Annotated in this window: 10 protein-coding genes, 5 tRNA genes and 12 pseudogenes; 9 read left to right on the top strand and 18 right to left on the bottom strand. The window is 51.5% G+C overall.

All coding sequences use genetic code 11. The annotated features are described in order from the left end of the window. Window positions 1–304: 304 nt before the first annotated feature. Window positions 305–868: a D-glycero-beta-D-manno-heptose 1,7-bisphosphate 7-phosphatase gene (gene gmhB, locus AACL06_RS08260; protein ID WP_339036766.1), complete on the bottom strand. Its 564-nt coding sequence runs from the start codon at window positions 866–868 to the stop codon at window positions 305–307. Window positions 869–1,044: 176 nt separating this feature from the next. Between gmhB and metN the strand changes: the two genes are divergently transcribed. The 6 genes and pseudogenes from metN (at window position 1,045) to proS (ending at window position 6,667) form a co-directional block, all read left to right on the top strand. Beyond that, window positions 1,045–2,076 carry a methionine ABC transporter ATP-binding protein MetN gene (metN, locus tag AACL06_RS08255; protein ID WP_339036764.1) on the top strand — a complete coding sequence of 344 codons (1,032 nt, stop codon included), beginning with the start codon at window positions 1,045–1,047 and terminating at the stop codon, window positions 2,074–2,076. Beyond that, window positions 2,069–2,722 carry a methionine ABC transporter permease MetI gene (locus AACL06_RS08250; RefSeq protein ID WP_339036761.1) on the top strand — a complete coding sequence of 218 codons (654 nt, stop codon included), beginning with the start codon at window positions 2,069–2,071 and terminating at the stop codon, window positions 2,720–2,722. Before metN ends, AACL06_RS08250 begins: the two co-directional genes overlap by 8 nt. 63 nt (window positions 2,723–2,785) lie before the next feature. Next, entirely contained in the window at window positions 2,786–3,601 is an 816-nt protein-coding gene (locus AACL06_RS08245) for a MetQ/NlpA family lipoprotein (RefSeq protein WP_339036759.1), read from the top strand. Between the two features lie 269 nt (window positions 3,602–3,870). After that, window positions 3,871–4,122, top strand: a pseudogene (gene rcsF / locus AACL06_RS10675) (Rcs stress response system protein RcsF); the annotation flags it as partial. Beyond that, window positions 4,119–4,826: a tRNA (N6-threonylcarbamoyladenosine(37)-N6)-methyltransferase TrmO gene (gene tsaA, locus AACL06_RS08235; protein ID WP_339036757.1), complete on the top strand. Its 708-nt coding sequence runs from the start codon at window positions 4,119–4,121 to the stop codon at window positions 4,824–4,826. The pseudogene rcsF and the gene tsaA, both read left to right, overlap by 4 nt. Before the next feature lie 122 nt (window positions 4,827–4,948). Then, on the top strand, window positions 4,949–6,667 hold the full coding sequence (proS, locus tag AACL06_RS08230; RefSeq protein WP_339036755.1) for a proline--tRNA ligase: 1,719 nt from the start codon (window positions 4,949–4,951) through the stop codon (window positions 6,665–6,667). A 52-nt stretch (window positions 6,668–6,719) separates the two neighbouring features. On the opposite strand, the pseudogene AACL06_RS08225 reads toward proS, so the two are convergent. Together AACL06_RS08225 and miaB are read right to left on the bottom strand one after the other, a co-directional pair. Next, window positions 6,720–7,223: pseudogene (locus tag AACL06_RS08225) on the bottom strand (copper resistance protein NlpE N-terminal domain-containing protein); the annotation flags it as partial. Continuing rightward, window positions 7,159–8,313, bottom strand: a pseudogene (gene miaB / locus AACL06_RS08220) (tRNA (N6-isopentenyl adenosine(37)-C2)-methylthiotransferase MiaB); the annotation flags it as partial. The pseudogenes miaB and AACL06_RS08225, both read right to left, overlap by 65 nt. Window positions 8,314–8,563: 250 nt before the next feature. On the opposite strand from miaB, the gene ubiF reads away from it, so the two are divergent. Then, entirely contained in the window at window positions 8,564–9,697 is a 1,134-nt protein-coding gene (ubiF, locus tag AACL06_RS08215) for a 3-demethoxyubiquinol 3-hydroxylase (RefSeq protein WP_339038359.1), read from the top strand. A 91-nt stretch (window positions 9,698–9,788) separates the two neighbouring features. On the opposite strand, the gene AACL06_RS08210 is transcribed toward ubiF, so the two are convergent. The 10 genes and pseudogenes from AACL06_RS08210 to AACL06_RS08165 all read right to left on the bottom strand — a co-directional run bounded on the left by AACL06_RS08210 (window position 9,789) and on the right by AACL06_RS08165 (window position 16,273). Beyond that, window positions 9,789–9,863 (bottom strand) — tRNA-Gln (locus AACL06_RS08210). Window positions 9,864–9,868: 5 nt separating this feature from the next. Further along, a tRNA-Met gene (locus tag AACL06_RS08205) sits at window positions 9,869–9,945 on the bottom strand. A 41-nt stretch (window positions 9,946–9,986) separates the two neighbouring features. Further along, window positions 9,987–10,061, bottom strand: a tRNA-Gln gene (locus AACL06_RS08200). Between the two features lie 29 nt (window positions 10,062–10,090). Continuing rightward, window positions 10,091–10,175, bottom strand: a tRNA-Leu gene (locus tag AACL06_RS08195). 6 nt (window positions 10,176–10,181) lie between these two features. Next, a tRNA-Met gene (locus AACL06_RS08190) sits at window positions 10,182–10,258 on the bottom strand. 236 nt (window positions 10,259–10,494) lie between these two features. Then, window positions 10,495–12,073, bottom strand: a pseudogene (gene asnB, locus AACL06_RS08185) (asparagine synthase B). Between the two features lie 330 nt (window positions 12,074–12,403). Beyond that, window positions 12,404–13,630 (bottom strand): annotated as a pseudogene (gene nagC / locus AACL06_RS08180) (DNA-binding transcriptional regulator NagC). Window positions 13,631–13,645: 15 nt separating this feature from the next. Beyond that, window positions 13,646–14,731: pseudogene (gene nagA, locus AACL06_RS08175) on the bottom strand (N-acetylglucosamine-6-phosphate deacetylase); the annotation flags it as partial. A 53-nt stretch (window positions 14,732–14,784) separates the two neighbouring features. Next, window positions 14,785–15,604, bottom strand: a pseudogene (gene nagB / locus AACL06_RS08170) (glucosamine-6-phosphate deaminase). Between the two features lie 414 nt (window positions 15,605–16,018). Continuing rightward, entirely contained in the window at window positions 16,019–16,273 is a 255-nt protein-coding gene (locus AACL06_RS08165) for a hypothetical protein (protein ID WP_339038487.1), read from the bottom strand. Window positions 16,274–16,278: 5 nt separating this feature from the next. On the opposite strand from AACL06_RS08165, the pseudogene AACL06_RS08160 reads away from it, so the two are divergent. Both AACL06_RS08160 and glnS read left to right on the top strand, forming a co-directional pair. Beyond that, window positions 16,279–17,983 (top strand): annotated as a pseudogene (locus AACL06_RS08160) (glucose PTS transporter subunit IIA); the annotation flags it as partial. 224 nt (window positions 17,984–18,207) lie between these two features. Then, window positions 18,208–19,872 (top strand): glutamine--tRNA ligase, encoded by a 1,665-nt coding sequence (gene glnS, locus AACL06_RS08155; protein ID WP_339036753.1) that lies wholly within the window; start codon window positions 18,208–18,210, stop codon window positions 19,870–19,872. A 713-nt stretch (window positions 19,873–20,585) separates the two neighbouring features. Here glnS and thrP read toward each other — a convergent pair. From thrP to wzxE, 5 genes and pseudogenes are all read right to left on the bottom strand, one after another. Beyond that, the gene (thrP, locus tag AACL06_RS08150) at window positions 20,586–21,968 is read right to left on the bottom strand and encodes a bifunctional threonine/serine APC transporter ThrP (RefSeq protein WP_339036751.1); all 1,383 of its coding nucleotides are present in this window, start codon (window positions 21,966–21,968) and stop codon (window positions 20,586–20,588) included. 256 nt (window positions 21,969–22,224) lie between these two features. Continuing rightward, a pseudogene (locus AACL06_RS08145) lies at window positions 22,225–22,569 on the bottom strand (WecB/TagA/CpsF family glycosyltransferase); the annotation flags it as partial. A gap of 268 nt (window positions 22,570–22,837) precedes the next feature. After that, window positions 22,838–24,202, bottom strand: a pseudogene (gene wzyE / locus AACL06_RS08140) (ECA oligosaccharide polymerase). Continuing rightward, window positions 24,199–25,277, bottom strand: a pseudogene (locus tag AACL06_RS08135) (TDP-N-acetylfucosamine:lipid II N-acetylfucosaminyltransferase). The pseudogenes wzyE and AACL06_RS08135 overlap by 4 nt, the downstream one beginning before the upstream one ends. Continuing rightward, window positions 25,274–26,435: pseudogene (wzxE, locus tag AACL06_RS08130) on the bottom strand (lipid III flippase WzxE). The pseudogenes AACL06_RS08135 and wzxE overlap by 4 nt, the downstream one beginning before the upstream one ends.

The following is a 26,435-nucleotide window of genomic DNA, read 5'->3' as shown; positions in this document are numbered from 1 at the left end:
ACTGGATATTTTTTCGTCCAAGAAAGGACGGGATATTGTCTTGTGGAGTGCCCACACAGATTGTCTGATAAATTGTTAAAGAGCGGTGGGTCGGCCGCAGCACGGCGGCAAGCTTGGGGTGGCGTACACTACGCTTTCCCTCTGAAGAGTCAAGCCATTATTTTGACTTTTCCCTTGCTGATCCGGCGGCGTAGCTGCCGAAATACCGGGTCACTAGTGGGAATTAGTGGGTTCCGATTCAAAATTACAAGGCTTAATATTCATTTTTTTATCTAAACGCTCACTATTTATTCACGGTTACCTATTAAATCCGTTTTCTGATGGCTTCTGGCAGATCTGCGAAGCTATTTAATACCCAATCGGCCAGTTTCTCGCCTTGTTTCGTTACCGGCTTGCCGGTGTGCACCAAAACTTTGGTGCCAACACCAGCCGCTATCGCCGCCTGCATGTCTTCCGGCTTATCACCTACAATGTAAGAAGCAGCCATATCAATGTTCAGCTCATGCAGCGCTTGTAATAGCATGCCTGGCTGCGGTTTACGGCAATCGCATGCTTGGCGGTACTTTTCTATTAGCGCTTCTGGATGGTGCGGGCAGAAGTATATGCCATCGAAGTCAACATCACGATCGGCTAACGACCAATCCATCCATTCAGTCAGGTACATGAATTGTTCTTCGCTGAACTTGCCGCGCGCGATACCAGACTGATTAGTGACCAAAACCAGCGCAAAGCCCATTTCTTTAAGCTTGTGACAGGCGTCAATCACACCATCGATAAATTGGAAGTATTCAATTTCATGAACGTACCCATGATCAACATTAATCGTGCCATCACGATCGAGAAAAATAGCTGGAACGCATTGTGTCACCGTTTTACCCCTGAGATCCTGAATACGCCGACAGTATCGCATGTTTTACCGGGAACTGAAAATGGCGTTGAACATTGACTTAGACGTCTAGACACCTTAACATCTGACAATACCCTGCTTCATTCCAAGGTTTACTTTTATTAAGCCACGGACAGCCACGCTAGAATAAGAAGAATATGATTAAACTTTCTAACATCACCAAAGTGTTTCAACAGGGTTCGCGTGCTATCACTGCACTTTCTGACGTAACTCTTCACGTTCCTGCCAGGCAAATCTACGGCGTTATCGGCGCTTCTGGTGCCGGTAAAAGCACACTTATTCGCTGCGCCAACATGCTGGAACGCCCAACATCCGGCCAGGTGCTAGTCGATGGACAAGATCTGACTTCGCTGTCACAAGGTGCACTGACAGGCGCGCGCCGTCAGATTGGTATGATTTTCCAACACTTTAACCTGCTGTCTTCCCGTACGGTGTTCGGCAACATTGCATTGCCTCTTGAGTTGGACAACACTTCACCCGTAGATATAAAGAAACGCGTTGCCGAACTGCTCGAATTAGTAGGACTGGCGGACAAACACGACGCTTACCCGGCAAACCTGTCTGGTGGCCAGAAACAGCGCGTGGCGATCGCCCGTGCGCTGGCTAGCAATCCAAAAGTGCTGCTGTGCGACGAAGCCACCAGCGCGCTCGATCCGGCCACCACCCGCGCCATCCTTGAACTGCTGAAAGACATCAACCGACGTTTGGGACTGACTATTCTGTTGATCACCCACGAAATGGATGTGGTAAAACGCATCTGCGACCAAGTTGCGGTGATAAGCCAGGGCCAGTTAATTGAAAAAGACAGCGTCAGCGCAGTGTTCTCTCATCCCCAAACCCCATTGGCCCAGCAGTTTATTCAGTCCACTTTGCATTTGGATACCCCGGATGACTACGCCAAGCGTCTGTCGCCGGAGCGTCAGGCCGATCGCCAGCCACTATTACGTCTGGAATTTACTGGCCAGTCGGTTGATGCCCCCTTGCTGTCAGAAGCCGCCCGCCGCTTTAACGTCAACAACAACATTATCAGCGCTCAGATGGATTACGCGGACGGGGTGAAATTTGGCGTGATGCTGGCAAAGCTTCAAGGCAGTGACGAAGACGCATTGGCAACAATTAAATTCTTACAGGAAAATCAGGTGAAGGTAGAGGTGCTGGGTTATGTCTGAGGAAATGATGTGGTTAATGGGGCGCGGCGTAGAGGAAACCTTCATGATGACCTTTATCTCCGGCTTTTTCGGTTTCGTGCTCGGCCTGCCGGTTGGCGTACTACTATACGTGACTCGCCCAGGGCAGATTATCGCCAACAATACCCTGTACAAGGTGCTATCGGGATTTGTGAATATCTTCCGTTCTATCCCGTTCATTATTCTGCTGGTATGGATGATTCCCTTTACCCGTATGATTGTCGGCACTTCCATCGGCCTGCAAGCGGCCATTGTGCCGCTTACCGTTGGCGCTGCGCCGTTTATCGCCCGCATGGTGGAAAATGCCCTGTTGGAGATCCCACCTGGACTGCTAGAAGCAGCACGTGCCATGGGTGCCACACCTATGCAGATCATTAATAAGGTATTATTGCCTGAAGCCCTACCGGGCTTGGTCAATGCCGCCACCATTACCCTGATCACTCTGGTGGGCTACTCCGCCATGGGCGGCGCGGTTGGTGCCGGCGGCTTAGGGCAGATCGGCTATCAATACGGTTATATCGGTTATAACGCTACAGTAATGAATACCGTATTAGTATTACTGATAGTGCTGGTCTATCTAATCCAGTTCTGTGGAGATCGGATCGTTAAAGCCGTCACCCACAAATAGGTTTCATAGCAACTGCGCTTACCCAGCGTATCTATAATAATGCGAGTCTAATGAGGAAAGGATATGTCGTTAAAATTTAAATCCATCATGGCAATAGGCGCACTGATCGGCAATCTGGCTCTGGCAGGCTGTGGCCGGGATGAAAAAGATCCGAACCATATCAAAGTCGGCGTTATCATCGGTGCTGAGCAGCAAGTCGCTGAGATAGCCCAAAAAGTAGCAAAAGAAAAATACGGACTAGACGTCGAACTGGTAACTTTCAACGACTACGTGTTACCTAACGAAGCGCTGAGTAAGGGCGATATCGACCTTAACATCTTTCAGCACAAACCTTATCTTAATCAGCAGATCAAGGATCGCGGCTACAAGCTGGTGTCGGTTGGTAGCACCTTTGTCTATCCTATCGCCGGTTACTCTAAAAAAATCAAATCGCTTAATGAGCTGAAAAGCGGTTCCCAGATAGCTTTGCCAAACGACCCGACCAACCTAGGCCGTTCGCTGCTGCTACTACAGAAGGTGGGACTGATCATGCTGAAAAATGGTGTTGGCCTGCTGCCAACTAAGTTGGACGTGACTGAGAACGCGAAAAACCTGAAGCTGGTAGAGCTGGAAGCGCCACAACTACCGCGCTCTCTGGACGATCAGCAAATCGCACTGGCGGTGATCAATACCACCTACGCCAGTCAAATTGGTTTGACTCTGACAAAAGACAGCTTGTTTGTTGAAAAAAAAGACTCGCCTTATGTCAACCTTATGGTTGCCCGTGAAGATAATGATGAAGCGGAGAACGTGAAGAATTTCGTTCAATCCTACCAGTCTGAAGAGGTTAACGAAGCGGCCAACAAAATCTTCAGCGGTGGTGCCGTTAAAGGCTGGTAAGCGTTTAAGCCCCCATTTTATTCCTGATTATTTACAAGACGGGCTGCGGCTCGTCTTGTTATTTCCGCGATAGATTGCTTCAATAACACCACTTTCATTAAGACAGAGGAATCTCAATGCGTGTTTTACCTCTCTGTTTGTTAGCGCTGGCTTTGGCCGGATGTTCATCGCAGCGTATCGCACCAACCTCAATAAGCACCACCAATAAACCTGCTGCAAGCGCACCGGCCAAGGCCGAGTAAGCAGCATCTCCGGTGCCGTTAGAATTGTACAAAAAAGCAGAAGATCTCGTGAGCAAGCCTTTCCGTGATCAGGGTGAAGTCTCTGGAGGAGACTGACAGAGCAACGTTCAAGATTCACCGCCAAATCTGGCCACTGCCCGCAAGCACATGCAAATCCGCGCCGCTTGTATGAAAGCCAATGCCGTGTTGCTGCACGACTGCCAGATTACCAGCGGCGTCGCTGGTTGTTACCAACAAGCAATATGCAAAGGTTCAGCGCCTAACGTGTCATCTAAATGACCGAGTTTATTTTCAATCAGATCGGTATTATTCGCTCACCGTATAAAGAAAAGTTCGCAGTTCCACGCCAACCGGGATTGGTCGAAGACGGTGGGGGAGAACTGGTGCTGCTGCCGCCTTACAATCAGGCGGACGCAGTGCGTGGCCTCAGCGAGTTTAGCCATCTGTGGATAGTATTTATTTTCCATCAAACCATGGAAGGCGGCTGGCGGCCGACAGTACGGCCACCACGTCTGGGCGGCAATGCACGAATGGGCGTGTTTGCTACACGCTCGCCCTTCCGCCCTAACCCACTAGGCATGTCATTAATCGCGCTGAAAGGCATGCGCGTTCAGGGCAACAACGTGGTGCTTGAGCTAGGTAGCCTCGATCTGGTTGATGGAACGCCGGTGGTGGATATCAAACCCTATTTGCCATTTGCTGAGAGCCAGCCGCAGGCTCGTGCTGGTTTTTCCCAAGCCGCCCCCAGCGGCAATATGCCGGTATATTTTACGCTAGAAGCGGAGCGGCAACTGCAACTGCATCAATCGCATTATCCTCAGCTACGGCGTTTTATCAGCCAGGTACTGGCGCAAGACCCCCGCCCAGCCTATCGTAAGGGAGAAGAAACCAAACGGGATTACGCCGTTTGGCTGCTGGATTTTAACGTCCGCTGGCGGGTGGTCAATCAGCGAACCGAGGTGTTATCTCTTAACCTCCGTTAAAATTCCACTGTCTCTATTTTGGCAGCCGACACAGGCTGGTAGACTAAATTACTTTTGAAAATTTTGGCGGCACCTCTCTGGCAGCCGGTTGCAATTTGCAGTTCTAACGGAACCAAAACACCATGCGTACTAGCCAATATATGATCTCCACCCTGAAGGAAAACCCTGCTGATGCTGAAGTGATCAGCCACCAACTGATGCTGCGTGCCGGGATGATTCGCAAGCTGGCCTCCGGTCTTTACACTTGGTTGCCGACCGGCCTGCGTGTTCTGAAAAAGGTGGAGAACATTGTTCGCGAAGAAATGAACAATGCTAACGCGATCGAAGTTTCCATGCCGGTAGTTCAGCCTGCCGATCTATGGCAAGAAAGCCGCCGCTGGGAGCAGTATGGCCCAGAGCTGCTGCGCTTTGTCGATCGTGGTGACCGTCCGTTCGTGCTCGGCCCAACCCATGAAGAAGTGATCACCGATCTGATCCGTAACGAAATCAGCTCGTACAAACAGCTACCGTTGAACTTCTTCCAGATCCAGACCAAATTCCGTGATGAAGTTCGCCCACGTTTCGGCATCATGCGTTCCCGCGAGTTCCTGATGAAAGATGCCTATTCGTTACATACTTCACAAGACTCCCTACAGGTGACCTACGATGCAATGTACCAAGCCTACAACAAGATCTTCAGCCGCATGGGGCTGGATTTCCGTCCGGTACAGGCTGATACCGGTTCGATCGGTGGCAGTGCCTCGCACGAGTTCCAGGTGCTGGCTGACAGCGGTGAAGACGATATTGTGTTCTCCACCTGTTCTGACTATGCGGCCAATATTGAGCTGGCGGAAGCGCTAGACCCTGCCCATCCGCGTGCGGCAGCCACCGAGGCGCTGCGCACGGTCGATACGCCGAACGCTAAAACCATCGCCGAACTGGTTGAACAGTTCCAACTACCAGTGGAGAAAACCGTCAAGACGCTGCTGGTGCATGCCACTAAAGACAGCGGCCATAAGTTAGTCGCCCTATTGGTGCGCGGAGATCATACGTTAAATGAAATCAAAGCTGAAAAGCTGGTGCACGTTGCCGTACCGCTCACCTTTGCCACTGAAGAAGAAATCCGCGCCGTTAGCGGTGCTGGACCTGGTTCGCTAGGCCCCATCAAGCTACAGGTGCCGATCATTGCCGACCGCAGCGTGGCGGCGATGAGCGATTTTGCCGCAGGTGCCAACATTGAGGGTAAACACTATCTAGGCATTAACTGGCAGCGCGATCTGCCGCTACCACAGGTTGCCGATATCCGTAATGTGGTGGAAGGTGATGCTAGCCCGGATGGCCAAGGGACACTATTGATCAAACGTGGTATCGAAGTGGGCCATATCTTCCAGCTTGGCACGAAATACTCGGAAGCGATGAAAGCTACCGTACAAGGCGAAGATGGCCGCAATCAGGTGCTAACCATGGGTTGCTACGGCATCGGAGTAACCCGCGTGGTGGCTGCCGCCATCGAACAAAACCACGACGAACGCGGTATCATTTGGCCCGATGCGATCGCGCCCTTCCAGGTGGCGATCCTGCCAATAAACATGCATAAGTCCTTCCGCGTGCAGGCGCTAGCCGACGATCTGTACAACACCCTGCGTTCCCACGGCATCGAAGTGCTGCTTGATGACCGAAAAGAACGCCCTGGCGTGATGTTCGCTGATATGGAACTGATCGGCGTGCCACACTCCATCGTTATTGGTGACCGCAATCTTGACAGTGAAGAAATTGAATACAAAAATCGCCGCATTGGCGAGAAGAAAATGATCAAAACAGAGGAAATCGTCGATTTCCTACTAAGGAAGATTAAGCACTGATCATCAGGAACACCGGCTCGCCCGGTGTTTTATAAGCCTCAATACCCCCCTATTCAAGCGCAGTGTTATAGCATACCCCCCGCGTTTTAGGCCACGGTTGCTCGCTCGGGTTCAGGCGATAGTTCAGCTTGGACTCGATCGGCGCACCGCCTTGATCCAACATCTCCAGGCTCTTACCCACCAGGCGGCAGTGGCAATTTTCGCCTGTGCTATCAGTCAGCACCAACTTATCAGCGGTACGCGCCCATTTGCCATTACTGACAAAGGTCTGATCACCGTTTTTGCTGCCACGATAAGTCTCTTGCAGTAAAAAAGTACCGTCCTCATCCAAGAACAGGGCGGTTTCCAGGCTGGTACAGTCAGCACAGAGCAACAGGCCATGGTAGCTTTGCTGCATCGGCTGAAACGGTTGTTCTTTCGGCGGATAATGATTGTTGCATCCCAATAATGAGAGCGACCCTACCACCAAAAACAGGGCTATAGTCACTTTTTTTACGCGAGGTGCCTTCCACCAGTATGCGCCGACTGAACTGCAACACTTGCTGGTTGATGCGATCTTGCAGGATATACAGCCTCTGCTTTTTCTCTTCTTCGCTGACATCGTCGATCATTTCTGCTGCCTGGGCTCGGGGAATAGATAAAGCTGAAGTTGGCGTCGAAGTTAACCTCGGAGATCAGCTTTATGGTCTGCTCGAAGTCGGCCTGAGTCTCGCCGGGAAAACCGATGATGAAATCTGAGCTGCACTACATATTTGGCAGTACCTTACGCAGCTTGCGAATGATCGACTTGTACTCCAGCGCGGTGTGCGCCCGCTTCATCATAGTCAGGATGCGATCTGACCCGCTCTGCACTGACAGATGTAGGAAGCTGACCAACACCGTGGTGTCCTCGTACACTGCGATAATGTCATAGGTAAACTCTATCGGATGGCTGGTGGTAAAACGGATACGATCGATGCCATCAATAGCCGCCACAAGGCGTAGCAACTCGGCAAAGGTACAGATGTCGCCATCGTAGGTGGTGGCGCAGTATGCGTTGACATTCTGGCCGAGAAGATTCACTTCACGTAGGCCCTGCGCGGCCAATTGGGCGATTTCGAACAGCACATCATCGCTTGGCCGACTCATCCTCGCCACGGGTGTAAGGTACTACGCAGAAGGTGCAATATTTGTTGCAACCTTCCATGATCGAGACATAAAGCGCAAGGACCTTCAGCATGTAGCTCCGGCAGCCGGTTAAATTTCTCAATTTCCGGGAAGCTGATGTCGACGATTGGGCTGCGGGTTCCTTGCACATGATTGATCATTTCCGGCAGGCAGTGCAGGGTTTGCGGGCCGAACACCACATCTACGCAGGGCGCACGGCTGCGAATATGTTCACCTTCCTGTGAGGAAACACAACCGCCTACACCGATGATCAGCGCTGGGTTTTTCTCTTTCAGCAATTTCCAGCGCCCCAATATGGAGAAAATTTTCTCCTGTGCTTTTTCACGGATCGAGCAGTTGTTCAGTAGCAGCACGTCTGCTTCCTCGGCGTTTTCGGTCAACTCGAAGCCGTGCGTGCTGTTCAACAGGTCAGCCATTTTTGATGAACCATATTCATTCATCTGGCAACCCCAGGTTTTGATATGTAGTTTTTTCGTCATTGATTTGACATTACTCAATGCGGAGAGGAAATTGTGTTACGCGACATGCAGAACGTGCCGGGTATTGTAATCATTTGATGGCGTTATGACCAGCGTGGGGAAACAGCATATGGCCTGAAACTGGATTAAAAATCCGGTACACTGCGGACCAATGCTATACCGGTTAGGGTAGCGATATTTACAAAGAAAACATAACCAAATGAACAATAGATCTCAAAAAGGGTATGACGCAGTGGTGGTGGGCGGCGGAATGGTCGGGGCGGCGGCGGCGCTGGGGTTGGCGCAAGCGGGGTGGTCAGTGGCGCTGCTGGAGCATCAGGAAACGCAGGTGTTCAAGGCGCAAAATCCGCCGGATCTGCGCATTTCGGCCATTGGCTGCACCTCGGTGGGGTTATTAAAGCAGTTGGGGGCGTGGCCAGCGGTGATGGCGATTCGCACCGCAGCGTACCGCCGGCTGGAAACTTGGGAGTGGGGATCGTCGCGCGTGGTGTTTGATGCTGCCTCTCTCGGCCTGCCAGAGCTGGGGTTTATGGTCGAAAACCGCATTCTGCAACTGGCGTTGTGGCAACAGTTGGCACAGTACGACAACCTGGTGCTCCGCTGTCCGTCCCGGCTGCAATCACTCCAACGGGTTGATGGGCGCTGGTGTTTGACGCTGGACAGCGCGGAAACGCTGGAGGCACGTCTGGTCGTGGGGGCAGACGGCGCGCAGTCACAGGTACGCCGCTTGGCGGCCATCGGTATTGACGGCTGGCAGTACCGCCAGTCGTGCATGCTGATTACCGTCGATACCGGCGTGCCACAACAGGACATCACCTGGCAGCAGTTTTTCCCATCCGGGCCGCGTGCCTTCCTACCGTTATATGACCAATGGGCTTCGCTGGTGTGGTACGACAGCCCGCAGCGCATCCGCCAGTTGCAGGCTATGCCACCGTTGCTGCTCGAAGGTCAAATCGCTGAGGCTTTCCCGGAACGGTTGCGGGCGGTAAGGGTGCACGCCGCCGGCTCCTTCCCATTGGTGCGCCGCCATGCACAGCGTTATGTATTACCGGGGTTGGCGTTACTGGGGGACGCGGCACATACCATTAATCCGCTGGCTGGGCAGGGCGTCAATCTGGGCTACCGCGACGTGGATGTCCTGCTGAAGGTACTGGGTGAAGCGCGAGAGCAGGGTGAAGACTGGAGCTGCGAGCCTGTGCTGATGCGTTATCAGCGCCAGCGCCGTCCCGACAACCTGCTGATGCAGAGCGGTATGGATCTATTCTATAGCGTTTTTAGCAATAATTTGGCACCGCTGAGCGTAGCACGCAACTTGGCCCTAATGGCCGCACAGCGGGTGGGTAAGTTAAAACAGCATGCGTTGAAATACGCGCTGGGATTATAACGCAAACGGGTTAGTTTGGTTTGTGACCTGTTGTTAATATTGCCGAATGGCTGCCCAGCAAAAAGCCCGCCAGAGCGGGCCTTCCTAGATATGGCTGGGGTGCCAGGATTCGAACCTGGGTATGCTGGTATCAGAAACCAGAGCCTTACCGCTTGGCAACACCCCAATAGTTGGTGGCTACGACGGGATTTGAACCTGTCACTCCATCATTATGAGTGATGTGCTTTAACTAACTGAGCTACGTAGCCAATGCTACTGTCTACTTATTTGATCTGCAAGCAGTTTATTATGGCTGGGGTACCTGGATTCGAACCAGGGAGTGCCGGTATCAAAAACCGGTGCCTTACCGCTTGGCGATACCCCATCAGCATCGGTGCCGAACATAAAGGAAAATGGTGCGGGAGGCGAGACTTGAACTCGCACACCTTGCGGTGCCAGAACCTAAATCTGGTGCGTCTACCAATTTCGCCACTCCCGCAAAATATGGTGGCTACGACGGGATTCGAACCTGTGACCCCATCATTATGAGTGATGTGCTCTAACCAACTGAGCTACGTAGCCCTCTTTTTGCTTTGCCTTCATTAGCGTTGCGGGGCGCATTATGCGTATATGGCCGATTTGCGTCAACAAGTTTTTTCCCGATAAAGTGGGCAGAAAAGCCGTTTGTCCGGGTTGTGAACATTGTGGTGAAAAAAGTACCATATCACACAATTGATGTTAGCAAACATCAACTAAAAGGCGAGCCTGGGTGCTAAACCGCAGTGTGGTTAGTTGTAGGCAGCCTGGTGCACCCCTACCTATCTTTTAAACGATTCGTCCTACTTAATGGCCTGGCCGAAGAGCAGGCGACTGATGTGCCGCCCGGCATACATTCGGCTGCGCTGGGTAGTGGGAACAACACCTCGAAAATTTCATGGTACAGGTAGCCTTCTTTTGAGGTCGGCGTGTTGTATGGGAAGCGGAAAGGAGCGGTTGCGAGCTATTGATAGCTGATCTGCGGTGCAGCCACCTCTTTCAATGTGTCAATCCAGATATAGCCCACGCAGTCGGAGAACTGCTCTTTCTAACGCCAAGCCACGCTGCTTGGCAGATAGGACTCAAAACATTCACGAATGATATGTTTTTCCATTTTTCCCTGGCCACACATTTTGTCTTTCGGGTTGATGCTCATTGCCACATCGAGGAATTTTTTATCTAAGAATGGCACGCGGGCTTCAACACCCCAGGCGGACATCGCATTTTTGGCGCGGGTGCAGTCAAACATATGTAATGCCAGTAATTTACGCACCGTTTCATCATGGAACTCACGGGCGTTCAGTGCTTTATAGAAGTACAGGTAGCCGCCGAACACTTCATCCGCACCTTCGCCAGACAGCACCATTTTGATGCCCATCGCCTTGATCTTACGCGACGGTGTAGAGGCGCGGATGGTAGTGACATCGTAGGTTTCAATGTGATAAATCACGTCGCGTATGGCATCCAGACCTTCCTGCACAGTGAAGTGGGTCTCATGGTGCACCGTACCCAAGTGGTTGGCAACGTCCTGTGCTGCGCGCAGATCTGGGGAACCTTTCTAGGCCAACGGCAAAGGAATGTAGCTGTGGCCACCAAGCTTCGCTGCGTGCCTGATCTTCTACGCGGCGCGCGGCGTATTGCTTAGTGATTGCCGAGATCACTGAAGAATCCAGCCCGCCGGAGAGAAACACGCCGTAAGGCACATAGGACATCAGGTAGCTTTTCACCGCGTCTTCCAGTGCAGGGCGTTGGCATCGGTGGTGTTGTCCTTGACGTTTTCGTAATTGAACCAGTCGTGTTGGTAATATTTACTCATCTCGCCATCCTGGCTCCACAGATAGCTGCCGGTTAGAAATGTCTTGATGGTGCGGCAAACCGATACCAGCGCTTTCATTTCAGAGGCGACATACCGGTTGCCATGCACGTCGTGCCCCATATAAAGCGGGATGATACCTAGATGATCGCGACCGATCAGCTAGGCGTCTTTATCGGTGTCGTACAGTACGAAGGCAAACATGCCTTGCAGATCGTCGAGGAATGCCAGGCCTTTCTGCTGATACAGCGCCAGGATCACTTCACAGTCAGAACCGGTTTGGAACTCATCGCACTCGCTTAGCTGCTTGCGTAGCGCCTGATGGTTGTAGTATTTTACCGTTGACTGCCAGGACATGACAGTGGTTGGGCACCGTTGTTAACGTCGACAATCGATAGCCGATCGTGCACCAAAATAGCATGATCACTGGCGTAGATGCCGGACCAATCCGGGCCACGATGGCGCATCAGACCTGACAGCTCCAGCGCTTTTTTGCGCAGTTCAATTAGATCGGACTTAAGATCAAGGCCCCCGAAAACAGAACAAATTCTGCTTCTCCTAACGACTTTTTAGACGGTGATGGTGTTTTACGGTTATGGGCAACATTGCTGTTTTGTCAGTGCTAACGTGGTTTTACTGCACGATGTTTATAAACATGCGTCAAAAGCGCTAGAGTATGCAAGCGTTTTAGCGTTGTGCTGAAAATTAGTTGTTTGTATGGCGGTGAATATTAGCGAATATTCAATAATCACCATCAAAAATTGAGAAATGTTCAATTTTTGATGGTGTGGACAAATCACCGATTATTAGACGCTCAACGGCCATAGGCAGCGGTGGATTGACCGATAATCTGGTGGGTTATGCGTATAGGCCTTGGTTCAACTTTCCAGCAATCGCTGTAAGAGCACACCATTGTGTATTTCCCGCTTAGCCAAGGAAAAGGCCCCGATCGCCGAGCGATGATTAAGCTCGGAGGTGACAACGGGTATATTTTTGCGGAAGTCTTTCAGCACTTGAGTGTTGATACAGCTTTGGATCGCTGGCAGCAGCACTTTTTCCGCTTCAGTGATTTCACCGGCGATCACCATCTTTTGTGGGTTGAACAGGTTTATGGCGATAGCTACCGCCTTGCGCAGATAGCGGCCAACGTGTTCGATCATTTCGACGGCCAGCCGATCGTTGCGGTTAGCGGCCATACAAATAGCGTTGATGTTGCAATCGTCCAGCTTCAGCTTGCTCGGATAACCTTGCGTCAGCAACTGGCGCACGCGGTGTTCGATCGCCGCACTGGCGGCCACAGTTTCCAGGCAACCGAAATTGCCACAGTGGCAACGTTCGCCCAGCGGATCGATCTGAATATTGCCGATCTCGCCAACGTTACCGTTGTTGCCGAGGAAAACCTTGCCATTAACGATAATGCCAGCACCCGTGCCGCGATGCAGGCGCACCAGGATCGAACCCTCACAGTCACGGGTAGCACCAAAGTAATGTCCGGCCAGTGCCAGGCTGCGGATATCGTGGCCGACGAAGCTGGTGACATTAAAGCGCTGTTGCAGGTTATCTACCAACGCCCAGTTGTTGACGCTGATGTGCGGCATATAGTGTATTACGCCCAAAACCGGGTCAACCAAGCCGGGTAGGGTCACTGCGATGGCGATCAGTTCGTGCAGCTTGCGCTGGTGATCGTCGATAAAGTGCGCGATTGCGGTAAATAGGGCATTTTCCAACGTTTCTTGAGTACGCTCCGGCAGCGGGTAGTGTTCTTCACCGAGCGATTTCGCACTTATGCCGTACAACGTAATGGTAGCATCGTGACGACCAAGACGCACTGCGACGGTGTGGAAATGACGGGTTTATGAGACGATGGAGATAGCGAGGCGGCCACCGGTGGAGGCTTGCTGATCGACCTCTTTGATCAGCCCGCGCTCCAACAATTGGCGAGTAATTTTAGTGACGCTGGGAGGAGCTAGCTGGCTGAACTCGGCAATTTGAATACGTGAGATCGGCCCCTGCTGGTCGATCAGGCGATAAACTGCCGCGCCGTTGAGCTGTTTGACTAAGTCAACATTCCCTATCTGTATCTGTGCTTGTATGCCAGTGCTCATCAAGGATTTTACTCGCTATTCATTAAAATAAACCTCGTTACCGTTAACGAGCGTTTTAGTGATCTTAAAATCAGGTGTGATAGCAGTCAAGTTGGCTACCTTGCCAGCCTCAATGGTGCCAAATTGGTGGTCAACGCCGATGGCATGTTCCGGGTACAGCGTTGCCATAGACAGTAGTTCGTCGAACGCAATCCCGACATGTTGTATTCTGTTTTTCACAGCCTCGATCATGGTCAGTGCAGAACCGCTCAGCGTGCCATTCTCATCGACGCACAGACCATCATGATAGTATATTGTTTTATTGGCAAAAATAAATTGGTCAATATCAGCACCGGCTGGCGCTGTGGCATCGGTGACCAGCACCAACTTATCCCCTTTTAGGCGTTTAGCGTTACGGATACTCGCCCAAGCAACATGATGGCCATCGGCAATGATGCCGGTATAGACCTCTGGTGTATCGAAGATCGCCCCCATCAATCCGGGTTCGCAACCGGTGATAGATGGCATGGCGTTATACAAATGGGTGGAGAAGCTGATGCCGGCAGCGAAACCGCTGCGAGCTTAATGATAAGTGGCATTTGAGTGGCCAGCAGAAACTATGATTCCAGCATCGCTTAACTGACTGATAAAACGAGGTTATACCATTTCTGGTGCCAGCGTCACCTTGATGATCACATCGGCGTTGGCGCACAGGTAGTCGATCATCTCGCTGGTGGGTTGGCGGATAAAAGCCGGGTTATGGGTGCCTTTCTTCACCGGGCTAAGATATGGCCCTTCTAGGTGTAGACCGAGCGCCTGATTACGGTGCGTTTTAAGGTAATTACGCATCACCGCGATGCCGTGCTTGATAAATTCATCGCTGCTGGTGATCAGCGTTGGCAAATAGCTGGTGCAACCGGATTTTTCATTGGTGCGCTGCATGATTTCCAGTGTCGGTGGCGAAATGGCGTCTAATGAATCGTTAAATTGCACGCCACCGCAGCTGTTCAGTTGCACATCGATCAGGCAGGGGACCAGGAGTGCGCCACTCAAATCGTGCGTTTCGATGCCGACTGGCAATTGAGCCTCTGGGCAGACAAGCTCAATCAGCCCGTTAGCTATCCGGTAAAGACGCAGCCTTGGGTTAAAGCGAACATCATAGCCCTATGCTAAGATTAAAGACTTTTAACGTTTTCCGTTTCTAACTCACGGAAATATTTAATAGTTTTGACTTTCAATTCCATGGTGGAAGGTTTATCGCATACCACCACTGCTTTGGCGTGCAGTTGCAGGCAACTGATTGTCCACATATGGTTGATGCTGCCTTTGGTTGATGCTGCCTTCCACCGCATAAGCTTTCAGTGCCAGCGCCTTGGTGTGGCCTGTCGCCACAATCATCACTTCTTCTGCTTCAAGAAATGTCCCTACGCCAACGGTCAGCGCATATTTTGGCACTAGGCTGACATCGCCGCCAAAGAAGCGCGAGTTGGCGATGCGGGTGTCCTCAGTAAGCGTTTTGATGCAGGTTCATGAGGCCAGTGACGATTCGGGTTCGTTAAACGCGATATGGCCATCAACGCCAATGCCGCCCATGAACAGGTTAATTTTACCGTAAGGTTTGATCTTTTCTTCGTACCGATAGCACTCGGCGTCGACATCTGCGGCATTGCTGTTTAGAAGGTTGATATTTTCGCCTGGGATATCAACAAGATCAAAGAAATTGTGGTGCATAAAGATATGGTAGCTTTCCGGGTGCTCCTGTGGTAGGGCAACGTATTCATCCATGTTGAATGTCACAACATGCTTAAAGCTTACTTCACCTGCTTTGTACAGCGCAATCAGATGGTTGTAGGCTTCCAGTGGTGTGCTGCCGGTTGGCAGGCCAAGGACAAATGGGCGCTCTGCGGTGGGCTTGAATGCGTTGATGCATTGAACGATATGGCGTGCGGCCCAGTTACCGACTTGTGCATTATCTTTCAGTGGGATAAGTCTCATCTAACACCTGTAACACCTATTAAGATAAGTAAAATAATAAAGCTATACTGTGCGAGTCTTGAGGAAAGGTTAAGAACCTGTCCGATTAGGCTATTTTATTTGCCATTTTGGCCCTGGGCAGTGCTCACTCTCCTCACGGACTCCCTATATGCTGCGATTGTTGCGCATTGTCCTTATGCTTGCTGGCTGCAACAATGCACGCCTACTGGGATAGGCTCTAAGCCTAACATAGATGTCTGAATTTACGCAGCATCGTTCATACTGTTTTTTTATATCATAAAATAAGTTGTGTTATATGGCGAGCATTATGGCAGTTAAATATTATTTTAAAGTGATATTAATCACAAATTCGGAGGTTATGATTTGCGATGCGAAATATTTTTTACCCTTCACAGCAGGGGTAGGTGCCATGCTTTATTTTGCTAAAAGAGTTAAAATCTCTAATAAACGATAAAAATAGTGTTCGTCTGTGAACAATGTAGGGTAAAAAAGTGAACATTCTTTATTAGTTGAAATAAGGTAGGGCGCGTGCTTATGGTGCCGGTAGCCACGCTGCCTGCAGCTTCCATCTTGATGGAGATCGGGTACTGGATTGACCCTGTCGGCTGTGGAGGTGGCAACGTTCTCGCTGATTTCCTGACTAAATCCGGTTCTGCCATTATCGATCACATCTCGGCATCCTGGTGCTGACTACTCTCTGTTCGCCGGCCACCGTGTCGATGATTCAGAAAATTCCCCTCGATCAGGTTCCCATTGCGTTCGGTAAAATTGAGAACCAATTCGTCGGTATTTTGGTCGGTATCATATCCGCAGAAATTTACAACCGTTTCAGCGGTGTAGAGTTGCCGAAGGCGCTGTCATTCTTCAGTGGCCGCCGACTGGTGCCGATCCTCATTTCTTTTCTGATGATCTTAGTAGCCTTTATCATGATGTCCATCTGGCCGATGATCTTCAACGCTTTGGTGAGCTCCGGTGAGCAAATACAGAAATTGGGTTCTGTCGGCGCGGGCATTTACGCCTTCTTTAACCGATTGCTGATCCCTATAGGCTTGCACACCATGCGCTGAACTCGGTGTTCTGGTTCGACGTGGCTGGCATTAACGACATCCCTAACTTACTCAGCGGCCAGCAGTCTATCGACGCTGGTAAAGCGGTGGCGGGCATTACCGGCCGTTATTAGGCGGGTTTTTTCCAAATCATGATGTTCGGTATACCGGGGGCGGCGTTGGCGATCTACCAGTGCGCGCATCCGCACAATAGTGCCAAAGTTCTGGGTATTATGATGGCTGCCGCCTTTGTCTCCTTCTTTACCGTTATCACCGAGCCGCTGGAGTTCTCCTTCATGTTTGTGGCACCCATGCTGTATTTTATCCATGCGGTGCTGACAGGTATATCGGTATTTATTGCGGATTACATGCACTGGATCTCCGGTTTCGGTTTCAGCGCTGGTCTGGTGGATATGGCGTTGTGGGTGCACAACCCGCTGGCTACCCACTGGTATATGCTGATACCGCAGGGGCTGGCATTCTTCGTGATCTACTACGCGGTGTTCCGCTTTACCATCAACAAGTTCAACCTGATGACCCCAGGGCGCGAACTGGCGGTAGCCGGTGAAGAGACTAAAAGCTGAGACACCCGATGTCAGCGCTGATAAAAACGAAGACGATATCACTACCTTAGCGCGTCGCTATGTGGATGCCATTGGCGGCTATGATAACCTGACCAGCATTGATGCCTGCATTACTCGTCTGCGTCTAAATGTAAAGGACGCAGCACGGGTGAATGACGCGTTGGCGAAATGCCTGGGTGCTTCCGGCGTGATCCGTCTGAACAAGCAAAGTGTACAGGTGATTGTCGGCACCCGTGCGGAGCTGATCGCCAGCGCCATGCACAACCTGGTTGCTGCTGGCCCCGCGGCTGAGGACAAGCCACAGGATGTGCCTATGGTGGCTCTCTAAACATTGCTGGCTCCAGTGACTTGTGAAGTGGTGGCGCTCGATCAGGTACCTGATGAGGCTTTTGCCCGTAAAGTAGTAGGTGATGGTTTGGCCATTCGCCCGACCGACAAAATTGTTGTGGCACCGGCGTACGGTACTATCGTTCTGGAAACTGACAAGGGTTTGGCGATTGTGGTGCATATGGGGCATCGACACCGTTGCGTTGAATGGTCAGGGCCTCAAACGTCTGGTTGAAGAGTGCGCTGAGGTGAAAGTCGGTCGGCCAATTCTCGAATTGGATCTGGACTTCCTGAACGTCAATGCTCGCTCGATGATAAGCCCGGTGGTGGTCAGCAACGCTGGCGATTACGCTGGTCTGAAGGCATTGGCGACTGGTTCTGTGGTATCTGGCCAGACCAAACTGTTTGAGATCCAGAAATAAATCGATATACCTGATAGTACTTGAGAGTTCACCCTCGTTTTAGCGGGAAGAGAACAGGCTCTTCCCGCTTTTTTTATTTTTACGTGGCCCTGAGATGGAACGTTGCACCATGGGGCAGCCGTGTCCTGCATTTTGCTGAAACAAACGGTTGTTTCCGAACGTGGCTTATTGGAACATAGCCGGTTATGTGTAGCGCTTTGCATTGAGGAATGAGGAATAATGAAATGAGTGAGGCTGAAGCCCGCCCAACCAATTTTATCCGTCAGATCGTCGATGAAGATCTGGCGTCAGGGAAACACACGTCGATACATACCCGTTTCCCGCCGGAACCGAATGGCTATCTGCATGTCGGTCATGCTAAATCCATCTGCCTGAACTTTGGCCTCGCCAAGGATTACCAGGGCCAGTGCAACCTGCGTTTCGATGACACCAACCCGGTGAAAGAAGACAGCGAGTTCGTAGAGTCGATCAAGGACGACGTGGAGTGGCTGGGCTTTGGGTGGAGCGGCGACATCCGTTATTCCTCCGATTATTTTGCTCAACTGTACCAGTATGCAGTTGAACTGATCACCAAAGGCTTGGCTTATGTCGATGAACTGTCACCTGAGCAGATCCGCGAATACCGTGGTAGCCTGACCGCGCCGGGCAAAGATAGCCCATACCGTGGCCGCAGCGTGGAAGAGAACCTGGCGCTGTTCGATCAAATGCGCAGAGGCGAGTTCGCTGAAGGTACTGCCTGCCTGCGTGCCAAGATTGACATGGCTTCAGCGTTTATCGTCATGCGCGATCCCGTGCTGTACCGCATCAAGTTCGCCGAACACCACCAAACCGGCAATAAGTGGTGCATCTACCCGATGTATGATTTCACCCACTGCATTTCCGATGCGCTAGAAGGTATCACCCATTCATTGTGTACCTTGGAGTTCCAAGATAATCGCCGCCTGTATGACTGGGTGCTGGATAACATCACTATCCCATGCCACCCGCGTCAATACGAGTTCTCACGACTCAATCTTGAGTACGCGATTATGTCGAAGCGCAAGCTGAAACAACTGGTGATGGAAAAGCACGTTGAAGGCTGGGATGACCCGCGCATGCCGACCCTATCTGGTCTACGTCGCCGTGGCTATACTGCTGCTGCTATCCGTGATTTTTGCCAGCGTATTGGCGTGACCAAGCAGGCCAATAACGTTGAAATGGTGGCACTGGAATCCTGCATTCGTGACGATCTGAACGAGAACGCACCGCGCGCCATGGCCGTGCTGGAACCGGTGAAAGTCGTCATCGAGAATAGGGGCACAGGGGAAGAAATGCTCACTATGCCTAACCACCCGAATAAACCTGAGATGGGCAGCCGTGAGGTGCCGTTCAGCCGCGAGATTTATATCGATCGTGCTGACTTTCGCGAAGAAGCCAACAAACAGTACAAACGTCTGGTGTTGGGCAAGGAAGTGCGCCTACGCAACGCCTACGTGATCAAAGCCGAGCGGGTTGAAAAGGATGCAGTAGGGGAAATCACCACTATTTTTTGTAGCTACGATGCCGAGACGCTGAGTAGAGATCCGGCCGATGGCCACAAGGTGAAAGGTGTGATCCACTGGGTTTCCGCTGCTCACGCATTGCCAGCAGAAATTCGCTTATACGATCGCTTGTTCAGCGTGCCTAACCCGGCGGCGGCGGCAGATTTTTTCGCCACTATCAACCCAGGATCACTGGTGATCAAGCAGGGTTTTGTCGAGCCGAGCTTGGCGGCTGGACAGCCGGAGAAAGCCTATCAGTTCGAGCGTGAAGGCTACTTCTGCGCTGATAGCCGTTGCTCTTCGGCCGATCACCTGGTGTTTAACCGCACCGTTGGCCTGCGTGATACTTGGGCGAAAATCGGAGCCTGAGCCTCACCCCTGTAATGTATTGAAAGCGCAGTTTCGGCTGCGCTTTTTTATTTCTGTTGCCGCCTAGGCTTTTCCTTTGATGCGTATTTCCTCCGCCGTTTTAAATTCTCACTTGCGGTTTTTGTGATCGGCTAATTGATATAATTCATTGTTTATATAATACTTTAAATTATTTTCGCGACGCGAATTAATTGAGTGTGAAAAACGCTTTCCTACTTTTTATAGTTGAAAGCGTTAGTCTTCTCTGATTGACATGATATCGATATTTTTTCTTATCCTACTGAATTTTTCATCCATAATCCTGTGTGCATAACGTCGCAACGAAATCTCATCTATATGTGCTCTTCATCATAGTTTGATGAATTACTATCATTTTTTACTTGATAATTCGCATAGCAAAAAATAGGCTGTTTGCAGCAATAAGTGCTGTGGTTGTCAAGCTGCTGCCATATTTTACCCGGTTGGTTTTTTTATTAGCGGTTATACAGGGCGATGGTAAACACTGGCGTTGGCAACTTTTAATATTAAGCGCCTATCCCAATAGACGTGCATTATTGCCGCCAGTCTGGGCAAAGACAGCGTATACAACCGGCGCATACAGGGAATACGTGAGGAAGGGGTGAGCACTGCCCTGTTACGCTTTGCTCACTTTCGTGCAGGAAAGCGTAATCCACTGCCTCTTTTATGGCTTATTGCCGCGTTCCCGACTATTTTTAATCCGGATGATGTTTCTTGTGCATACCCAACACAAAGTAACACAGGCTGACACCCGCTAAGAAAATTTCCCCCACCAACAGAGAAATGCGTGTATCCGGGTTGATCCCCATACCAACCAGCACGCACAGGAGAAAAGCGATGCTCAAATAATTAATATAAGGGAACAGGATAGACTTAAAGCTGTGGGTTTTGAGCGCTTCCTTATCACAGGCGCGGCGGAAGTATAGCTGGCTGATCAGCACCACAAACCACGGCACCATGCCCGGCAAAACACTGGCACTATAGACGTAAACGAACACCTGCTGCGGATTAGGAATGATGTAGTTCAGCACAGACCCCACCAACAAGCAGACAATGGTGACGGCAATACAGTTCACTGGCACACCGCTGGCGGAAAGCCGGGTCAGCGCAGCCGGTAGTTGGCGGTTTTTGGCCAACACGTACAACATGCGGCCACCGCTATACATGCCGCTGTTACAGCCGGAGAGCGCAGCAGTCAGCACCACAAAGTTAATAATACTGGCGGCAGCCAAGATGCCAATCTTGGCAAAGGTCAGCACGAACGGGCTACCAGCGGTGCCAATGCCGTTCCACGGGAAAAGGGTGACGATGACGAAAATGGCACCGACATAGAAAATCAGGATACGCCACAGGATATTATTGATTGCGCGCTTCAGCGTGACCTGCGGTTTTTTGGCCTCGCCAGCGGTGATGCCTACCAGTTCAACCCCTTGATAAGATGCGACCACGATACAAAGCGCGAACAGGAACCCTTTCCAGCCACCAGCAAAGAAGCCGCCGTGATCCGTCAGGTTGGCAAAGCCAATCGGCGCACCGCCGTTGCCAAAGCCAAAAAAAATCACCCCTATCCCCACCAGGATCATCACGATTATGGTGGAGACCTTAATCATTGCGAACCAAAACTCCAGCTCACCGTACAGCCGCACCGCCACCAGGTTGGCCAAAGCCACCATCGCCACGGCAGTCAACGCTGGTACCCACTGAGGGATCTCTGGGAACCAAAACTGCACATAAACCCCGATGGCAGTGATCTCCGAAATACCGACGGCTATCCACATAAACCAGTAGCCCCATGCAGTCAGGTAGCCGAAGTAAGGGTTCATATATTTATGTGCATAAACGGCGAATGAACCCGCCACCGGCTCTAGGAGTAACATCTCGCCCATTGAACGCATAATGAAGAAGACGAACAGCCCGGCGATGATATAATCCAGCAGCACTGATGGCCCCGCCCATTTCAACGTGCTCGCAGAACCCATAAACAGGCCAACCCCGATGGTCCCCCCCAACGCGATCAGCTCGATATGCCGGGCTTCAAGCCCCCGGTGTAGTTCTTGCGGTTTTTCTTTGTAGGCCATAAATCCTCAATAATTTTCGGGTGGTGTTTGCTTGCCGACGATGACCGATGGTGATGGTTTTAGTCGACCAGGGCAATGTTACGACGAGCACACGTCGTTCAGCACTATCGCGCATCAGGTGCCAGTGTGCAGGGATAATTTCCGGGCTGTATCGTTTCGCATTTCACCGCTATAAGCAAACCTCAATTTAAAACTTTATGGAATAAAGTAAGGTAACTTTAGGGCTGAGGGTTATATTTGTTGGCCCAATCGTCGCTTACAATTTACCACTGTAGTAGCCGACAAATTTCAGCAGCTTCAGTTGGCGGCGAATACAGCTAGGTTGGCTGAGCAGCCGGTAAAGCCACTCAAGACCCAAATTCTGCCAAACCTTGGGCGCACGCTTAACATGGCCGGTGAAAACGTCATAGGTGCTGCCTACGCCCATGTGCAACGCACGTGGATGCACTTTGCCACAGTCGTGTATCAGCATCTCCCGCTTCGGTGATCCCATCGCCACGGTGACGATGGCCGCCCCACTGGAATGGACACGTTCAAAAAGCGCCTCGCGCTGTTCTGGCTTAAAGTAGCCAGGATGGCTACCCACAAAGTTAACGTTCCAATTGCCACCAGCGCGCCCTGCTTTGCCCGGCTACCTTCAAACAGAAAGTCGATGCATTCCGCCATATGATGGAATCCCCATAGTTGAAAGCCCCGCAGTTCATACTTCGGAATCGGCATCTTTTCTTCCATCGTTAATTACCCTTACAACAAGCCGTTGGCACGCATAGATGGCTGTATACATACCCTAAATAATGCGAGTTGTAGGAAGGAACGCAGCGGCTCCCCGGGTGCTAACACCCGTCATTGACTGGGATGAGCGATGAGAGCTAACGCACAGGTAACTTGGAGTATGGCGGATATATACGTATATGCAACGCCCGTGCCTTGATCAACCCGGCAGTGTCAAAAAGCCAGTACAGCAACTTCGCCAGCACCAGACAGGTGCCAAAAATGATACCGAAGAACACCACGCGTGAAACGAACGAATCAACCCCTTCACACGCTAATACGATTATATTGAACACCTCGCCGAAGCAGAAGCCATGCAGAATGGCCGCCTTGTAGCGGTTTGGCTCAGTTTTACCCCTTTCATACAACCAGTCGAACCATTTGATAATCATGCCGACCAGCACCGCACCCAGCGGAATAAACAGCCCTCCCCCCATCACCACCAGCGAACCGATCAGGGTTGGGGAGATAGCCAGGCCAGAATGGTTGTCCAGTACTTCCCAGGTAAAGTAGTTGGCGGAGTTTAGCACAACATCTGGGCGGCTCGGCCACAGCCAGGACGGGATAAAGACTTAGAAGTCACGCACGATCGGCGCTAACCCTTGCAAATCTATCTTGTCGTAATTTTGCAGCAACAGCGCCAAATTTTCCCACGGCGAGAAGGTGTCGCGCGTCAAGTACAGGAAGGTGTAAAACGCCTTATAACCACTTACATCCAGGCTGTAGCACTTAAACGCCAGCCCGAACATGCCGACAATGCCGATACCCCCCGCTACCGTCAACATCCACAGCGTGATCCAACCGCGTACAATGCCGATAAACAGGAACAACGCGAAGGCGATGATAATATTGGCACGGGTGCCACCGACGATCACGTAAGTCAGAGTACCAAACGCCACTGTCGCCACTAAAAAGAAGCACTAGGTGCGCCGATCCTGCCGTAAGAAATACACCACCAGCATCGCTGGGATAAAGAAATAAAAGAAGCGTTTAAACCCAACCCCGGATACGTTGCTAGAGAAAATCTGGCTGTAAGAATTTAGCTTGAACAACAGCAGACCCTTCTGCATAAAGAAAGTACCCACGGTGCCGAACGCCATCAGTGCCAGCAGGATCCAGGTCAGGTGTGTTTCCACCCGGTTCATGGTAAATAGCGCTGTGCACCGCTGGGGGCGGTGCTGATGAAGCCGGGTTTTATAGTTGACGTAATAAATGGCATAGAATGCCATAGCGGACAGCATGGTATACAGCAGAAACGTGACTGGCACCGCCTCGACATCAAACTGGAATACCAGCAAGCAGGTCAGTGGAAAACCGAAGTAAAACGTCAGCAAGTACAACAGAGAGAAGAACAGGTTAAAGTTAAAACGAATACGCTGGAACTCCTGGTAGGTCAAGGTGAGGATAAACAGCCCGCTGACCAGATAGACCACCAGAAGGCCACCAAACTGCGCTAGCGTCATGAGGTTCCCCTCGTTGCCAATGCCTGTTGCCAACCGTTGAGATAATTGGGATCAAAGAAGGCGATGGTCTGTTTATCCACAGAGGCCAATTGACGCTGCGCCTCGCGCACTACCGCTGGATCTAGAGGATTGCCGTAGAACAACATCGGTAGATGTTGCTCCGCCAGATCCTGCCAGAACGGGTTATGCCGACTGAGCACAAAAGGCACGCCATACTGAATCAACAAGCACAGGGTGCCAATGCCCTACTGGCGGTTGAAAATGAAGTAGCCAAGATCACATTCGCGCAGAATATTCAGGTAATCCTCAAACGCCACCTGCTGCGTCAGCAATTGCAGGTTCTTTTCGCTGAACAGTTGCAGCCCGGCAACGCGCACTTGCTCAAGGTAGGCATCATTGTTGGTTGAGTAGCCCATCTGCAGGATCACCCGGACATCGGCACCAAACTGCTGATGGATCGCCTCCAGTGCGTCGATATGCCGGTTGCTGAGATCGCCAGAGTTACCGACCAGAATAGTCATCGGCCCGGCCTGGCTCTTTTCTCCATTGATGCCAGCCAGCGCCGGAACCCCGCGTGTCGGGAAATACAGTAGCGAAACCGGCACGCGAAGATGGCGTTCCCGGTAATAGAGCATGTCGCCACGGGTGGCAAAGATGTTGGCTACGCGGCTATGCGCCATGCGGCGCAGCCGATAGAACAAGCGGAATTTCCAGTGGGTGGCGTCCTCGTACAGATCGGCCCCCCAAACATGCAAACTGACTTGGCGAGCCTTGATTTTACCACTCAGCAGCGTCAACCACAGCCGCGCATTGAACTGACCGTGCCAGAAGAAGCGCGCGTTACGATCGGCCTAAGCGTGGGCGATCACCGCCTGCGCCAGGCTTTTTTTATCCGCAAAAGCGGCAATACTCAAGAGGGGAACTCACCCAGTGCGGTCACGTCTTTTGCCACCACCATAAAATGGCGCGTCTGTTCCGCAGGCAGCCATGGCACCAGCACGTCGTTAAAGAAACGCAGCACTGTTTGATTATGATGTGAGATATCAGATCCCAGTACATGGATCAGTCTAGTCATACTCGCCTACGATAAATAAGAAATAAGCAGCTACAGAGTGTGAAATACACAACGTAGGTTACCATATGGCTTAAGCCGCCCCCAACGCCCCGTGCAGCGGTATCAGGCAGTGTGAGAACACCATCAGCAGCAGAAATTGGCTGACTTTCGTCAGGAGATAAAAACGCAGTGACGCTTTGGCGATAACCAAATAGCCGAACACATAGGCCCCGACTTTCAGCACGTCGCCGACCAGTTGCCAGGCAAACAAATCGCGCATCGCGACAAAAGTGAGCGCACAATCTCTTGGCAGAGGGTGCTTTTATCCGTCAGTCGTGAGAGTTTTGGCACCAAATACACGGTGAATGAGTCGATGATAAATTGCAGATAAGCATCAGAGATGCTGCTGACGCCCTGCCAAATCCCCACTTCATCCCAGCTATAATGCGCCGCCAGCAGCTTTCGCATTATCACATAGGCCACGGGCAGCATCACCGAGGTGATCAATGCCATAAGGATGAACTTGCTGAGATTGCCAGCCACTGCTTTATCCCACGACAGCGCTAAATAACGTCCTGGTAGGGAGTGACGCCACCACAGCACCGGCCCAGCGGGCAACACAGCCAGTACAGGCACTAGCGCCAACCCAGTCAGCGCACCCTCATAACCGTCCAGCTTAAAGCACAAGCAGTCAGCCAACACACCTATCAGGCTGCCGCCGATCACCGACAGCGCGTTGCCCATCGCATTGCGATAGCCCTTCAGGACGGCCATAAACAGGTTGGTGTAGGCGATGCCCATCTGAATAAACGCTACGGCTCGCACCACGCCGACATAATCGGTATGGCCGAACAGCCCGATGCTGATGGGTTTAGCGGCGAACAGGAATACCAGCGCCAGCAAGGTCGAAAAACCCAGTACCATGCTCGAGGCGGTGCCAACAGCCAAACGCAACCGCAGCGGATCTTGATGGTACTCCGCCACATATTTGGTGATGCCGTTAAAAATCCCGGCACCAGACAGTACGCCTAGTACGGTAATCAACTGACGGAAGTTGCCTGCTTGCCCTACACCACCAGGGCCAAATGCCACCGCCAGTAGTTTCACCACCAGCAGCCCCACGCCGATTTTTATCAATGTGGATCCAGCAGTCAAAACTGATGCTTTTGCCCACGACAT

The sequence above is a fragment of the Serratia symbiotica (Periphyllus acericola) genome (assembly GCF_964019515.1).
Classification (GTDB): Bacteria; Pseudomonadota; Gammaproteobacteria; order Enterobacterales; family Enterobacteriaceae; genus Serratia; species Serratia symbiotica_D.
The sequence above is the reverse complement of the archived record's forward strand: the minus strand, read 5'-3'. Positions and strand labels throughout refer to the sequence as shown.